Below are 12737 nucleotides of genomic sequence, written 5' to 3' on the forward strand. Positions count from 1 at the left end.
ATGAGCGATCTGCTCGGTATGCTCAAGCAACAAGGTCAAAGCGAAGAATTTGATGCGATTAAAATCGCATTAGCATCGCACGATTTAATTCGATCCTGGTCTTATGGGGAAGTCAAAAAACCTGAGACAATTAACTATCGTACGTTTAAACCAGAGCGTGATGGATTATTTTGCGCAAAGATATTTGGACCTATTAAAGACTATGAATGCTTGTGTGGTAAGTACAAACGCTTAAAGCATCGCGGCGTAATTTGTGAAAAGTGTGGAGTTGAACTTGCACTTGCCAAAGTGCGTCGAGAGCGCATGGGGCACATTGAATTAGCAAGCCCTGTTGCGCACATTTGGTTTTTAAAATCACTCCCATCCAGAATCGGTTTGCTGTTGGATATGACACTGCGCGACATCGAACGGGTGTTGTATTTTGAGGCATTTGTCGTAGTAGACCCTGGCATGACAGAATTAGAGCGAGGTCAATTATTAAACGATGAGGCTTATCTCGATGCAATGGAGCAATATGGTGATGAGTTTGATGCGCGCATGGGGGCTGAAGCAATTCGCGATCTACTGCGTCAAATTGATCTTGACGAAGAAATCAAAATGCTTCGTGAAGAACTGCCTACCACTAATTCTGAAACCAAGATTAAAAAAATTACAAAACGGTTGAAATTGCTTGAGGCGTTCCATGAATCTGGTAACAAGCCAGAATGGATGATTATGAGCGTGCTACCGGTATTACCCCCAGATTTGCGGCCACTTGTTCCGCTAGATGGTGGACGGTTTGCAACGTCTGATCTTAATGACTTGTATCGACGTGTGATCAACCGGAATAACCGTTTAAAGCGGCTTTTAGACTTAAATGCACCCGATATCATTGTTCGTAATGAAAAGCGTATGCTGCAAGAATCCGTTGATGCACTACTCGATAATGGTCGTCGCGGGCGAGCCATTACGGGTACTAATAAGCGTCCATTAAAATCATTGGCGGATATGATTAAAGGTAAGCAAGGTCGTTTTCGTCAAAACTTACTGGGTAAACGCGTTGATTATTCAGGTCGTTCGGTGATTGTGGTTGGACCAACCTTGCGGTTACACCAATGTGGATTGCCTAAGAAGATGGCGCTTGAGCTCTTTAAACCGTTTATTTTTAGCAAGCTAGAGTTTCGTGGATTAGCCACCACCATTAAAGCAGCTAAGAAGATGGTTGAGCGCGAGGAGCCCGTGGTATGGGATATTCTCGAAGACGTGATCCGTGAACATCCAATTCTATTAAACCGTGCGCCTACTCTGCATCGTCTCGGTATCCAAGCGTTTGAGCCTGTCCTGATTGAAGGAAAAGCAATCCAGCTTCATCCCTTAGTTTGTACTGCTTATAACGCGGACTTCGATGGTGACCAGATGGCAGTACACGTGCCATTAACGATTGAAGCCCAATTAGAGGCTAGATCACTTATGATGTCTACCAATAACATCCTGTCTCCTGCTAGCGGTGAACCCATTATTGTTCCTAGCCAGGATGTTGTACTTGGTTTGTATTACTTAACGCGAGAAAAGGTAAACGCTTTAGGTGAAGGCAAAGTGTTTTCGAGCATACAAGAAGCTCAAAATTTCTATGAAAATGACTATTTAGATATCCACGCAAAGGTCAAAATTCGTATGCCAGCGGATAAAGAAACACACCCATCCGGCTATGAATTAGTAGAAACCACTGTAGGACGGGCCATTCTTGCTCAGATATTACCCAAAGGGATGCCCTTTTCTAGTGTTAATAAGCCTATGACTAAAAAAGCTATTTCACGAGTTGTGGATAGTTGCTATCGAAGCTTTGGTTTAAAGGAAACGGTTATTTTTGCAGATCAGCTGATGTACATGGGCTTTAAATACGCTACCCGTGCAGGTGCTTCAATTGGTATTGAAGATATGGAAATTCCAGATGATAAGGCTGATATTATTGAACAAGCAGACAATGAAGTTCGCGAAATCGAAGCACAATATCGCTCAGGCTTATTAACGAACGGTGAACGTTACAATAAAGTAATTGATATTTGGTCGCGGACCAACGAAATGGTTGCTAAGTCGATGATGTCTAAAATTGCGACTGAAGAAGTCATCGATAAGGAAGGCCACACTATTAGACAAGATTCATTTAACCCTATCTTTATGATGGCGGATTCAGGCGCAAGAGGATCGGCAGCACAGATACGTCAGCTAGCTGGTATGCGTGGTCTGATGGCCGCACCTGACGGTTCGATTATTGAAACGCCAATTACCGCAAATTTCCGGGAAGGACTAAACGTATTCCAATACTTTATTTCGACTCACGGAGCGCGTAAAGGTTTGGCGGATACCGCATTAAAAACAGCAAACTCTGGGTATCTGACAAGACGATTGGTTGACGTTGCTCAAGATGTAGTAATCACTGAAGATGATTGTGGCACAGAGCACGGTATTTTAATGCAGCCTCTCATTGAAGGAGGCGATATCGTAGAGCCGTTACACGAGCGTGTTCTAGGTCGCGTGGTCGCTATGGATGTTTACATTCCAAATCAAAATGAACCGGTTGTTACAGCGGGTACCTTGTTGGATGAGGAGTGGGTCGAACGTTTAGAGAAGATCGGTGTGGATCAAGTATACGTGCGCTCACCCATCACATGTGAAACACGCTTTGGACTATGTGCTAAATGTTACGGACGCGATTTGGCTCGTGGTCATATCGTCAATACTGGAGAAGCAGTCGGAATTATTGCAGCGCAATCAATTGGTGAGCCAGGTACTCAGTTAACCATGCGTACCTTCCATATTGGTGGTGCTGCATCTAGAGCAACTGCGGCGAATAATATCCAGGTTAAAAACAAAGGGGTTATCCGGCTCCACAATATTAAGACAGTGACCAATGAAAACAATAACTTAGTCGCTGTATCACGATCAGGCGAGGTAACGGTAGCCGATGAGTTTGGACGTGAACGTGAACGTTATAAGCTACCATACGGTGCTGTGTTAACCGTTCATGATAATTCACAAGTCGAAGCAGGCCAGGTCATCGCAACTTGGGATCCTCACACTCATCCTGTGATTTCAGAAGTAAGCGGTAAACTTAAATTCGTTGATTTGATAGAAGGCTTAACCATGAATCGTCAAACTGACGAATTAACTGGTTTAAGCAATATCGTCGTCATTGATGCTAAACAAAAGGGAACTGCAGGACGCGATTTACGGCCTATGGTCAAGTTGGTATCCGATAAGGGCGAAGAAATTTACTTAGCGGGTACGAACGTGCCAGCCCAGTATTACTTGCCGGTCGATGCAGTCATCAACTTTGAAGACGGTCATAAAGTGGGTGTGGGTGATGTGATTGCGCGTATTCCACAAGAGCGGTCAAAAACGCGTGATATTACCGGGGGTCTGCCAAGAGTAGCCGATCTGTTTGAAGCTAGAAAGCCGAAAGATTCTGCAGTTATGGCAGAGATATCGGGTGTTGTGAGCTTTGGTAAAGAAACCAAAGGTAAGCGCCGCTTAATTATTACTTCTTCAGAGAATCAAACACATGAAGAGCTAATTCCTAAATGGCGTCATATCTCGGTGTTTGAAGGAGAGCATGTCGCTAAGGGTGAGATTGTTGCTGATGGACCACCAAATCCACACGATATTCTCCGTTTACTTGGTGTCGGTGCTTTGGCAAACTACATTGTTAACGAAGTACAGGATGTTTATCGCTTACAAGGTGTAAAAATTAACGATAAGCACATCGAAACGATTGTACGACAGATGTTAAGAAAACGACTGATCACAAGCACTGGGGATTCCAAATTCTTAGTCGGTGAACAAGTTGAAGATACGGTGATGATGCAAGAAAACGATAAGTTAATTGCCAATGACAAAATGCCTGCTCAAGGTGAGCCTATACTATTAGGGATAACCAAGGCATCGTTGGCAACCGAATCGTTTATCTCTGCCGCATCATTCCAGGAAACAACCCGCGTTCTCACTGAAGCTGCAGTAAGCGGTAAAACCGATGAGTTACGTGGTCTAAAAGAAAACGTGATGGTGGGAAGACTTATCCCCGCAGGGACTGGTTATGCTTATCATCAAAGCCGCAAGGCAAAACGAGGTAAGAGTGGCGCTGGTGATCAAGCGGCACATACCGTTTCAGCAGTTGATGTAGAGCATGCACTGAGCGAAGCATTAAACGCTGATAATAATGATCAATAAATATTGATCGCAGGAGAGGTCGGATAAAAAATTCTGAATAGGAAAAATGCTGGTGTCCTATGACACCAGCTAATTCACTAAATCTTCTTAATGTGCGGTAAAACACGATTTCACTGAACACCTTAGGAAAAGTAATCAGGATTATACTTGACAAATTGGTCGTACCTTTATAGAATCCGGCCTCCTTATGCATACGAAATAATCTCAAGCTACAGTTTGGAGTTAAGAATAAATGGCTACTATTAATCAGTTGGTAAGAAAGCCTCGTGTGAACGCAAAGCGTAAAAGCAACGTTCCCGCATTGGAGTCTTGCCCACAGCGTAGAGGGGTATGCACCCGGGTTTACACAACAACACCAAAGAAGCCTAACTCAGCTATGCGTAAGGTTGCGCGTGTTCGTTTAACTAATGGGTACGAAGTAACCTCATATATTGGTGGTGAAGGCCACAATCTGCAAGAACACTCGGTTGTATTAATCCGCGGTGGTCGTGTTAAGGACTTACCAGGTGTGCGATACCATACGGTTCGTGGAAGCTTGGATACCTCCGGTGTGAGCGATAGAAAACAAGGTCGCTCTAAGTACGGTACCAAGAAACCTAAAGATAAGAAATAATTGATTGTAGGAATTTGCTATGCCAAGAAGAAGAGAAGTACCTAAAAGAGAAATATTGCCGGATCCAAAATATCATAGTGATTTACTGGCAAAATTTATTAACGTCCTTATGGTAGACGGCAAAAAATCAATTGCTGAAAAAGTCGTCTATGGCGCTTTAGCGCTATTAGAAGATCGCGTTAAGAAGATGAAAAAAGACGCGGATGAAGACGGAAGTGAAGGGTCATCAACCGGCGGTTCAGTGTTGAGACACTTTGAACAAGCGCTTGATAACGTGCGTCCTACTGTTGAGGTGCGCTCACGTCGCGTGGGTGGTGCTACCTACCAAGTTCCCGTTGAAGTGCGTGCTGAGCGAAGCATTGCTTTAGGGATGCGCTGGATTGTTCAAGCAGCACGATCTCGAGGCGAGCAAGGCATGATGTTGAGATTAGCCGGTGAGCTTTCTGATGCTTTTGAAAGCAAAGGTTCAGCCGTTAAGAAACGTGAAGAGACTCATAAAATGGCGAAGGCGAACCAAGCTTTTGCACATTTTAGATGGAATTAATAGAGAGGTAGCCGTGTCAACCACAACTACACCATTAGAGCTATACAGAAATATTGGCATTGCCGCACACGTTGATGCGGGTAAGACCACCACAACCGAAAGAGTATTGTACTATACAGGCCGCTCACATAAGATCGGTGAGGTTCATGAAGGTGCTGCGACAATGGACTGGATGGTTCAAGAGCAAGAGCGAGGCATTACGATTACATCGGCTGCTACAACTTGCTACTGGCCAGGAATGGATAAGCAGTACAAACCACATCGCATTAATATTATTGATACTCCTGGGCACGTTGACTTCATGATTGAGGTTGAGCGCTCATTGCGCGTATTGGATGGTGCTATTGTGGTGTTTGACTCCGTGTCTGGTGTTGAGCCTCAATCAGAAACGGTCTGGCGCCAATCAGACAAATACGGCGTTCCAAGAATCGTTTTTGTCAATAAAATGGACCGTATGGGCGCAAACTTTTTGCGCGTTGTGAAACAAATCAAAGAGCGTCTAGGTTCTAACCCAGTTGTTCTTCAGCTTCCAATCGGCGCAGAAGAAGAATTTAAAGGCGTTATTGATCTTGTAAAAATGAAGTCCATTTATTGGGATGAAGAAAGTCGTGGAATGACCTTTGAATACAAAGAAATTCCTGAGGCAATGCGATCTCAGTGCGAAGAGTTGCGCAGTCAAATTGTGGAAGCAGCAGCTGAAGATTCAGAAGAATTAATGGAAAAATATCTTGAAGGTGAAGAGCTTACTGAGGCAGAAATTAAAAAAGCACTTCGCAACCGAACGATTAATAATGAGATCGTTCCAGTATACTGCGGATCCGCCTTTAAAAATAAGGGTGTGCAAGCGGTGCTTGATGGTGTAATTGATTACTTGCCTTCACCTTTTGATGTGCCGCCAGTACGAGGCGTCGATGAAGACGGTGAGGAAGCGCATAGAAAAACATCATACGACGAGCCTTTTTCAGCATTGGCCTTTAAAATCGCAACGGATCCATTCGTAGGAACCCTAACCTATTTTCGTGTATATTCAGGTGTGTTGAGATCGGGCGATACCGTATATAACCCAGTTAAAGATAAAAAAGAACGTATCGGTCGTTTGCTGCAAATGCATGCCAATTCTCGAGAAGAGATTAAAGAGGTTCGTGCGGGGGATATCGCGGCGGCGGTTGGTCTTAAGACCGTTACCACCGGAGATACGCTTTGTGATCAGAACGCAGTGATTACTTTGGAGCGCATGGACTTCCCAGATCCTGTAATTGCTGTAGCAGTTGAGCCAAAAACCAAGGCTGACCAAGAAAAGTTGGGTGTAGCGCTCGGTAAGCTTGCACAAGAAGATCCTTCATTCCGTGTACATACCGATGAAGAGTCAGGTCAAACGATTATTTCAGGTATGGGTGAGTTGCACTTGGAAATCATTGTTGACCGCTTAAAGCGTGAGTTTATGGTCGAAGCAAACGTCGGCAAACCCCAAGTAGCTTACCGCGAAACGTTGAAATCTTCCGTTGAGCAAGAAGGTAAGTTTGTTCGGCAATCAGGTGGGCGTGGTCAATACGGTCACGTATGGCTTAAAATTGAGCCTCTTCCACGTGGTACTGGATATGAGTTCGTCAATGCTATTGTTGGTGGAGTCATTCCAAAAGAGTATATCCCAGCGGTTGATAAAGGTGTCCAGGAACAATTACAAAATGGTGTGATTGCTGGTTACCCCGTTGTGGATGTCAAAGTCACGTTGTTCGATGGTTCATTCCACGAAGTTGACTCGAGTGAAATGGCCTTCAAAATTGCAGGTTCTCAGTGCTTTAAACAAGGTGCGCTCAAGGCGACTCCTGTTTTACTTGAGCCCATAATGAAGGTTGAGGTTGTTACCCCTGAGGATTACATGGGTGATGTGATGGGTGATTTAAGTCGTCGCAGAGGCATGGTTCAAGGTATGGATGAATCACCAGCTGGACGCGTAATTCGTGCCGAAGTTCCACTTGCAGAGATGTTTGGATATTCCACTGATCTGCGCTCAGCTACCCAAGGCCGAGCTACCTATACGATGGAATTCGCTAAGTACGCAGAAGCTCCAGCCAATATTGCTGAAGCAATCATTAAGAAACAATAAAAGTTAACGAGGTTTTTGAAATGGCAAAGGAAAAATTTGAACGTAAAAAGCCGCACGTAAACGTAGGCACGATTGGTCACGTAGACCATGGTAAGACGACACTTACTGCTGCAATTACAACGATTATGGCGAAGAAGTATGGCGGCATGGCAAAAGCTTATGACCAAATTGATGCGGCTCCAGAAGAGCGCGAACGTGGTATTACTATATCGACGGCTCACGTTGAATATGAATCAGCCGCACGCCACTATGCACACGTAGATTGCCCAGGTCACGCCGACTATGTGAAGAACATGATTACGGGTGCGGCCCAAATGGATGGCGCGATTTTAGTTGTATCTGCTGCTGACGGTCCTATGCCACAGACACGAGAACATATTTTACTATCTCGCCAAGTTGGTGTTCCTTATATAGTGGTCTATCTGAATAAGGCCGATATGGTTGATGATCCGGAGCTGTTAGAGCTAGTAGAAATGGAAGTAAGAGATTTATTGAGCTCGTACGAGTTTCCTGGTGATGATATTCCAATTGTTGTTGGCTCAGCTTTGAAGGCTTTAGAAGGCGATACAAGTGATATTGGTGTACCTTCGATTGAGAAGTTGGTTGAGACGATGGACTCATACATACCTGAGCCAGTTCGAAACATTGATAAAGATTTCTTGTTGCCAATTGAAGACGTGTTCTCAATTTCTGGACGTGGAACGGTAGTTACCGGCCGGGTAGAAAGTGGAATAATTCACGTTGGTGATGAAGTTGAGATTGTAGGAATTAAAGACACCACTAAAACGACTTGCACCGGAGTTGAGATGTTCCGCAAGCTGCTTGATGAAGGCCGTGCAGGGGATAACGTTGGTGTTCTACTACGTGGTACGAAGCGTGATGAAGTTGAGCGTGGTCAAGTATTGGCTAAGCCAGGCACCATCAAGCCACACACGAAATTTGAAGCCGAAGTATACGTCTTATCAAAAGAAGAAGGTGGACGTCATACCCCATTTTTCAACGGCTATCGCCCACAGTTTTACTTCAGAACCACCGACGTAACAGGAACATGTGATTTACCAGAAGGTACAGAAATGGTCATGCCAGGAGACAACGTTCAAATGACCGTTAGCTTGCATGCTCCAATTGCAATGGATGAAGGCTTGCGCTTTGCTATCCGTGAAGGTGGTCGTACCGTTGGTGCGGGTGTTGTCGCTAAAATCATCGAGTAAGAACAATGAGTGCAAATCAAAACATTAAAATTCGTCTCAAGTCATTTGATCATCGAATGATTGATGCGTCAACTAAAGAGATCGTGGAAACAGCTAAGCGTACGGGTGCACAAATTAGAGGCCCTATACCTTTACCCATGAAGATGGAGAAGTTTACTGTTTTGACTTCTCCACATGTTAACAAAGATGCTCGGGATCAATACGAGCTTAGAACTCATAAGAGACTGGTCGTTATTGTTAATCCAACTGAAAAGACAGTTGATGCATTAATGAAACTTGATCTGGCAGCTGGTGTAGATGTCCAGATAAGCCTTGATGACTAATATAGACGGACTCTGGATATAAAAGAGGTGTTACAATGACCATCGGTTTATTAGGCCGTAAAATCGGTATGACACGAGTGTTTACTGAAGAAGGAATTTCTATTCCTGTATCAGTGGTAGAGGTTAACCCAAACCGCGTGTCACAAATTAAGACCGCTGAAACAGACGGATACAACGCCGTTCAGTTAGCAGGCGGTACAAAGAAGGCAAGCCATGTTAACAAGCCACTGGCAGGCCACTATGCTAAAGCTGAAGTTGAAGCAGGTGATATGCTATGCGAGTTTAGGCTGGATGATATAACGCAGTACAGTGCAGGACAAACGTTATCTGTAAGCGATGTCTTTAGCGACGGCCAAATGATTGATGTTGCTGCGATTTCAAAAGGTAAAGGGTTTGCAGGAACCGTCAAGCGACACAATTTTAGAACGCAAGATGCTACACACGGAAACTCTAGATCGCATCGGGTACCTGGTTCGATTGGACAAAACCAAACACCAGGCCGCGTATTTAAAGGTAAGAAAATGGCTGGTCACATGGGTAACAAGCGTTGCACCGTGCAAAGCCTGCAATTAGTCAAAGTAGATGGCGAGCGCAACTTGCTTTTAATTAAAGGCGCAATTCCTGGGGCTCCAGGCGCGAGAGTTGAAATCAAGCCTGCCGTTAAGCATAGAGAGAGGGGCTAATCATGCAGCTATCGACTAAAGACACGAACGCAAAATTAAAAGTAAGCGAAGAAATATTCGGCTACGAATATAACGAAGGTTTAGTCCATCAAGCCGTCGTTACCTATTTAAATAATGCCCGTTCTGGCAACAGTGCTCAAAAAACACGTTCTGAAGTAAGCGGTGGCGGACGAAAGCCATGGAACCAAAAAGGTTCTGGTCGTGCGCGAGCTGGAACGATCAGAAGCCCTTTGTGGCGTACAGGTGGAGTTACGTTTGCCTCAAAAAAACGTGATTATTCACAAAAATTAAACAAAAAAATGTACAAACGTGCATTGCGTAGTATAATCTCCGAGCTTCACCGCAATGAAAACCTAGTTGTTGTCAGTGATTTTCAATGTTCTAGTAACAAAACAAAAGACTTCATTAGCAAAATGAATGAGCTAGAACTGACGAATGCACTCATTGTAATGGCAGAAGTAGGTGAACAAGAGTACCTAGCATCTCGTAACTTAATTGACTTTGATATTTGCGACGTTACAGGCGTTGATCCATTCAATCTTCTAAGATTTGAGAAAGTTGTGATCACAGAGGATGCTATCAAGAAATTAGAGGAGCAGTTGCAATGAAACAAGAAAGACTGATGATGGTTCTTCGTGAGCCACATACCTCTGAAAAAACAACAGTTCTTGCCGATAGGTTAAAACAATTTACCTTTAAAGTGATGAAAAGCGCTACAAAGGATGAAATTAAGCAAGCTGTTGAATATATGTTTAATGTGAAAGTAAAAGACGTAACAGTGGTCAATGTAAAAGGAAAAAATAAACGTTTTCGCCAGCTAGCTGGTAAACGTAGCGATTGGAAAAAAGCGTTTGTTTCCCTTCAGCCTGGATACGATATTGACTTCACCGTGACGGAATAATAAGGCAGAGAAAGATGGCATTATTAAAATCAAAACCAACATCACCAGGAAAACGTGGTGAAATTAGGGTTGTGCACCATCATATTCACAAAGGTAAGCCATATGCAGGCTTAACTGAAAAAGTTAAAAAAACAGGTGGACGAAATAACCAAGGCCGTATCACGGTGCGACATATTGGTGGTGGGTCACGCAACCAATACCGACTGATCGATTTTAAGCGCAATAAAGACGGTATCGAAGCGAAAGTAGAGCGCATTGAATATGATCCAAACCGCTCTGCATTAATTGCTCTTGTAGTATATCAGGATGGTGAGCGACGTTACATCATTGCACCTGCCTCATTAAAGGCAGGCGATAAAATAGTAAGTGGCGAAGATTCACCTATTAGCACTGGTAACTGTTTGCCCATTAAAAATATTCCTGTGGGTACAACCATCCATTGCGTTGAGCTAAAGCCAGGCAAGGGCGCTCAAATGTTACGAAGTGCAGGCTGTAGTGGCCAGATCGTTGCAAAAGAGGGTGCTTATGCAACCTTAAAACTACGCTCTGGAGAAATGAGAAAGGTTTTAGCTTCTTGCAGAGCTGTGGTCGGCGAAGTGAGTAACAGTGAGCATAACTTACGTTCTCTAGGTAAAGCGGGAGCAAATCGATGGCGCGGTAAGCGACCAACCGTTCGCGGTGTTGCTATGAACCCAGTCGATCACCCACACGGTGGTGGTGAAGGCCGTACGTCTGGTGGTCGTCATCCAGTAACCCCATGGGGTGTGCCAACGAAAGGCTATAAGACTCGAAGCAACAAGCGAACAAATCGGTTCATTGTTAGAAGCCGTAAGAAAAAATAAATGTTAAGAGGATATTAAAGTGGCACGTTCTATTAGAAAAGGTCCATTTGTAGATCAACATCTGCTCAACAAAGTTGACGCAGCCGTTGAAGCTAAGTCAAAAAAACCAATTAAAACCTGGTCACGGCGTTCGACAATTACACCAGAGATGATCGACTTAACCATAGCCGTTCATAACGGTAAAGATCACGTACCAGTGTTTATTACCGATAATATGGTGGGTCACAAACTAGGCGAATTCGCCATGACTCGTACGTTTAAAGGCCATGCTGCCGACAAGAAGGCCAAAGGCAAGTAAGGGGCGATGATGGAAGTTATAGCAAAGTTGAAAAATGCACCATTGTCTGCACAAAAAGGCAGGCTTGTAGCGGATTTAATACGCAAAATGGACGTGTCAAGGGCGCGTGACGTTCTAAAGTTTACCCCTAAAAAGGGTGCTCAGTTAATGCTAAAACTATTAGAATCTGCAATTGCAAACGCAGAGAACAATAATGGTGCTGATATTGATGAGCTTAAAGTTGGAATGGTGTGTGTTGATGAGGCGCCGACTATGAAGCGCATCCGCGCGCGTGCAAAAGGTCGAGCAAACCGTATCAGCAAGCGCACGTGTCATATCACCATTAAAGTATCTGATGAGGAATAACAATGGGACAAAAAGTAAACCCAATTGGTATACGCCTAGGAATTGTTAAAGATTGGAATTCCAAATGGTTTGCCAACAAGAATTATGCTGAATTACTGAATCAGGATATAAATCTAAGACAAGATTTGAAGAAAAAACTTATGTCTGCAGCGGTTAGTAGAATTCAGATTGAAAGACCAGCGAATAATGCGGTTGTCACCATCCACTCGGCTCGACCTGGCGTAATTATTGGTAAGAAAGGTGGTGGAATTGAAACGCTACGTAGTGAAATCGCTTCAAAGCTAGGCGTTCCAGTTCATTTGAACATTGAAGAAGTTCGTAAGCCTGAACTGGATGCAACGCTAGTAGCTGAAGGTATTGCACAACAACTTGAACAGCGTGTTATGTTTCGTCGAGCGATGAAGCGCGCTGTACAATCCGCTATGAAGGCGGGTGCAAAAGGCATTAAGATTTGTGTAAGCGGACGTCTTGGCGGCGCCGAAATTGCTCGTAGCGAATGGTATCGTGAAGGAAGAGTTCCGTTGCATACCTTTAGAGCAGATATTGACTATGGTACGGCAGAGTCAAAAACAACGTACGGAATCATTGGTGTTAAAGTTTGGATCTTTAAAGGCGAAAGTGTTCCGCAAAAGAGCCGTAACTCGACAGCCGTCAGTGAGTGAGG

General features: G+C 44.1%; 13 protein-coding genes. All 13 read left to right on the forward strand.

Translation table 11 applies throughout. From position 1 onward, the window contains the following. The 13 genes from rpoC (at position 1) to rpsC (ending at position 12735) form a co-directional block, all read left to right on the forward strand. Positions 1-4206, forward strand: a complete 4206-nt coding sequence (gene rpoC / locus E1O41_RS04090) for a DNA-directed RNA polymerase subunit beta' (protein WP_165481114.1) — start codon at positions 1-3, stop codon at positions 4204-4206. Positions 4207-4438: 232 nt separating this feature from the next. Beyond that, complete coding sequence (gene rpsL / locus E1O41_RS04095; protein WP_131776048.1) at positions 4439-4819, forward strand: 30S ribosomal protein S12; 381 nt, start codon at positions 4439-4441, stop codon at positions 4817-4819. Between the two features lie 19 nt (positions 4820-4838). Further along, complete coding sequence (gene rpsG, locus E1O41_RS04100; protein ID WP_131776049.1) at positions 4839-5363, forward strand: 30S ribosomal protein S7; 525 nt, start codon at positions 4839-4841, stop codon at positions 5361-5363. A 13-nt stretch (positions 5364-5376) separates the two neighbouring features. After that, positions 5377-7470 carry an elongation factor G gene (fusA, locus tag E1O41_RS04105; RefSeq protein ID WP_229669333.1) on the forward strand — a complete coding sequence of 698 codons (2094 nt, stop codon included), beginning with the start codon at positions 5377-5379 and terminating at the stop codon, positions 7468-7470. 20 nt (positions 7471-7490) lie between these two features. Further along, positions 7491-8681: an elongation factor Tu gene (tuf, locus tag E1O41_RS04110; RefSeq protein WP_131776039.1), complete on the forward strand. Its 1191-nt coding sequence runs from the start codon at positions 7491-7493 to the stop codon at positions 8679-8681. Positions 8682-8686: 5 nt separating this feature from the next. Then, the gene (gene rpsJ, locus E1O41_RS04115; protein ID WP_131776051.1) at positions 8687-9004 is read left to right on the forward strand and encodes a 30S ribosomal protein S10; all 318 of its coding nucleotides are present in this window, start codon (positions 8687-8689) and stop codon (positions 9002-9004) included. Between the two features lie 35 nt (positions 9005-9039). After that, positions 9040-9687 (forward strand): 50S ribosomal protein L3, encoded by a 648-nt coding sequence (gene rplC, locus E1O41_RS04120; RefSeq protein ID WP_131776052.1) that lies wholly within the window; start codon positions 9040-9042, stop codon positions 9685-9687. 2 nt (positions 9688-9689) lie between these two features. Then, positions 9690-10295 (forward strand): 50S ribosomal protein L4, encoded by a 606-nt coding sequence (rplD, locus tag E1O41_RS04125; protein ID WP_131776053.1) that lies wholly within the window; start codon positions 9690-9692, stop codon positions 10293-10295. Continuing rightward, positions 10292-10588, forward strand: coding sequence for a 50S ribosomal protein L23 (gene rplW, locus E1O41_RS04130; protein ID WP_131776054.1), 297 nt, complete (start codon positions 10292-10294; stop codon positions 10586-10588). Before rplD ends, rplW begins: the two co-directional genes overlap by 4 nt. 14 nt (positions 10589-10602) lie before the next feature. Further along, on the forward strand, positions 10603-11430 hold the full coding sequence (rplB, locus tag E1O41_RS04135; protein ID WP_131776055.1) for a 50S ribosomal protein L2: 828 nt from the start codon (positions 10603-10605) through the stop codon (positions 11428-11430). Positions 11431-11449: 19 nt separating this feature from the next. Beyond that, positions 11450-11728, forward strand: coding sequence for a 30S ribosomal protein S19 (gene rpsS, locus E1O41_RS04140; RefSeq protein WP_131776056.1), 279 nt, complete (start codon positions 11450-11452; stop codon positions 11726-11728). A gap of 9 nt (positions 11729-11737) precedes the next feature. After that, positions 11738-12073, forward strand: a complete 336-nt coding sequence (gene rplV / locus E1O41_RS04145) for a 50S ribosomal protein L22 (protein WP_131776057.1) — start codon at positions 11738-11740, stop codon at positions 12071-12073. A 2-nt stretch (positions 12074-12075) separates the two neighbouring features. Continuing rightward, positions 12076-12735: a 30S ribosomal protein S3 gene (gene rpsC / locus E1O41_RS04150; protein WP_131776058.1), complete on the forward strand. Its 660-nt coding sequence runs from the start codon at positions 12076-12078 to the stop codon at positions 12733-12735. Positions 12736-12737 lie beyond the last annotated feature (2 nt).

It is taken from the genome of Legionella impletisoli (genome assembly GCF_900639875.1).
In the GTDB taxonomy this organism is placed as follows: domain Bacteria; phylum Pseudomonadota; class Gammaproteobacteria; order Legionellales; family Legionellaceae; genus Legionella_A; species Legionella_A impletisoli.

Coding starts and splice junctions, on each gene's coding strand:
- rplD (WP_131776053.1), top strand. CDS start 9,690: ATGCAGCTATCGACTAAAGACACGAACGCAAAATTAAAAGTAAGCGAA.
- rpsC (WP_131776058.1), top strand. CDS start 12,076: ATGGGACAAAAAGTAAACCCAATTGGTATACGCCTAGGAATTGTTAAA.
- rpsJ (WP_131776051.1), top strand. CDS start 8,687: ATGAGTGCAAATCAAAACATTAAAATTCGTCTCAAGTCATTTGATCAT.
- rplB (WP_131776055.1), top strand. CDS start 10,603: ATGGCATTATTAAAATCAAAACCAACATCACCAGGAAAACGTGGTGAA.
- rplV (WP_131776057.1), top strand. CDS start 11,738: ATGGAAGTTATAGCAAAGTTGAAAAATGCACCATTGTCTGCACAAAAA.
- rplC (WP_131776052.1), top strand. CDS start 9,040: ATGACCATCGGTTTATTAGGCCGTAAAATCGGTATGACACGAGTGTTT.
- rpsL (WP_131776048.1), top strand. CDS start 4,439: ATGGCTACTATTAATCAGTTGGTAAGAAAGCCTCGTGTGAACGCAAAG.
- tuf (WP_131776039.1), top strand. CDS start 7,491: ATGGCAAAGGAAAAATTTGAACGTAAAAAGCCGCACGTAAACGTAGGC.
- rpsG (WP_131776049.1), top strand. CDS start 4,839: ATGCCAAGAAGAAGAGAAGTACCTAAAAGAGAAATATTGCCGGATCCA.
- rpoC (WP_165481114.1), top strand. CDS start 1: ATGAGCGATCTGCTCGGTATGCTCAAGCAACAAGGTCAAAGCGAAGAA.
- rplW (WP_131776054.1), top strand. CDS start 10,292: ATGAAACAAGAAAGACTGATGATGGTTCTTCGTGAGCCACATACCTCT.